The organism is Blautia sp. MB18-30, from assembly GCF_023669475.1.
GTDB classification, from domain to species: Bacteria; Bacillota; Clostridia; order Lachnospirales; family Lachnospiraceae; genus Blautia_A; species Blautia_A fusiformis.
In genome coordinates, this window is sequence record NZ_JAMOYY010000089.1 from 1 (window position 1) to 1,272 (window position 1,272).

The 1,272-nt window shown below is 27.2% G+C and carries 2 protein-coding genes; both read right to left on the bottom strand.

Annotated elements, in window-relative coordinates; translation table 11 throughout:
* Nucleotides 1-304: hypothetical protein (locus NCY57_RS16625; protein ID WP_250789874.1), on the bottom strand; the 304-nt coding region annotated here is incomplete at its 3' end.
* Nucleotides 305-321: 17 nt separating this feature from the next.
* Nucleotides 322-1,272, bottom strand: a 951-nt coding sequence (locus NCY57_RS16630; RefSeq protein WP_250789875.1) for a glycosyltransferase, incomplete at its 5' end; no start/stop codon positions are given.

Here is a 1,272-nt window from a genome sequence, read left to right on the forward strand (position 1 = left end):
CTAAAAATATTTTTCTATTATAACCGTTTACTAATATAAAAAAGAGTAGGTAAAGCAATAATGCTATACTTATTTTTATCCCGCATTTAATATTTTTAATTTTATATTTTCCCTTAAACAGCATGCAACCACATACTGCAAAAACTATCATTAGATTAACAATACTATTTATTTTATCTCCACTTCCTGGTATTGTAAGCCAAATAGCACGACAATTAATTATCAAACAACACGCTAATATATATTCACAAATATCATATCCTATTCTTTTCAAACCTATTCTTTTCAAACCAATTTTCTTCATCTTTTTCCTTTTTTCACTTATAATAATGACAATACTATCTGTACTTCTGTCTTAAAATTAACGTCTTCTTTTTTTAAATTATCTTCTATGCGTTCTATTAGTTTCTGATTTTTCAATAACATTTCAATCTTATCTGAAAATAATTCTGGTACAATGTCAACCAAAATTCCATTGTATTCATTTATTATTTGTTCTCGAATTGGTGCTAAATCAGTTGCAACAATAGCTTTATTTAACACTCGAGCCTCTAGAATTGACAGTCCATACCCCTCATGTCGTGATGGTTGTACATATAAATCACATTTCTTTATGTACGGATAAGGATTTGTTTTCATACCTAAAAAATGAAATTTTTCTAACACATTTGCTTCTTCAGCTTGCTGCATCAATTGGCTTTTACAGCTTCCATCTCCTATAATATACCACTGAAAACATATTTTTCTTTTTTGCAATATTTCAGCTATTTGAATTGCAATATCAATTCCCTTCTGTTCCTCTAGTCTTCCAATAGTAAGAATCTTATTAACTCCTGTAAAATCATTTAAATCAATATCCTCATTTGATTTTTTTATAATTTCTTCAGTATCAATACAATTAAGCACAACACTTATTTTTTCACTATAATTTGGATACATTTTTTTCAAAGTGTTTTTTACAGCATTAGAAACACAAAATAATTTATCATAGTACTTAAAATAGTATTGAACATTTTTAGTCCACCACAGATTTTCATCATGAAACCATAATGCCTTTTTTTTTGCTTCAACTCCCAATGCTCCATACGCAGTCAAAAAATATCCATATCCATGAAAATCCAACAATAAATCATAATATTCCTTAGTTGTTTTTACTTTGCCAATAAGAAATTTATCTAAATCAACTTTGCTCCTGTATTTTATTCTAACTATTTTTCCTATTGCCTTTTGAAATAATGTGTATGTTTTATCTGATATATCTTTATTGATCAT